Below are 345 nucleotides of genomic sequence, written 5' to 3' on the forward strand. Positions count from 1 at the left end.
GCGGCAGCACCCGGAAGAGATCGCCGCGCTTTGCGACGAACTCGGCCAGTTGCTCCACGCCAGCGGCTACGACGCCGCCGCCAGGAGCCTGCTGGAGGATGTCCGGGCGGTGATCGACGCCACCGCGGCCAACTATTCCTCGATGCATCAGGACGTCACCCGCGGCCGGCGCACGGAAATCGGCTACCTGCTCGGCTACGCCTGCCAGCACGGGCAGCGCCTGGGACTACCGCTGCCGCGCCTGGGAACCTTGCTCGCCCGCCTCCAGGCCCATCTGCGCCAGCGCGGTTTGCCCGACCGCTAAAGCGCGTTACCCTGCCCGCCATTCCTTTTCGCCGCGGACCG

Annotated in this window: 1 protein-coding gene; it reads left to right on the forward strand. The window is 70.1% G+C overall.

The genetic code is table 11. The features are described from left to right. Positions 1-304: ketopantoate reductase C-terminal domain-containing protein (locus RCF13_RS14710; protein ID WP_308141291.1), on the forward strand; the 304-nt coding region annotated here is incomplete at its 5' end. Positions 305-345: the final 41 nt, after the last annotated feature.

The organism is Stenotrophomonas maltophilia group sp. RNC7 (assembly GCF_030910085.1).
In the GTDB taxonomy this organism is placed as follows: domain Bacteria; phylum Pseudomonadota; class Gammaproteobacteria; order Xanthomonadales; family Xanthomonadaceae; genus Stenotrophomonas; species Stenotrophomonas sepilia.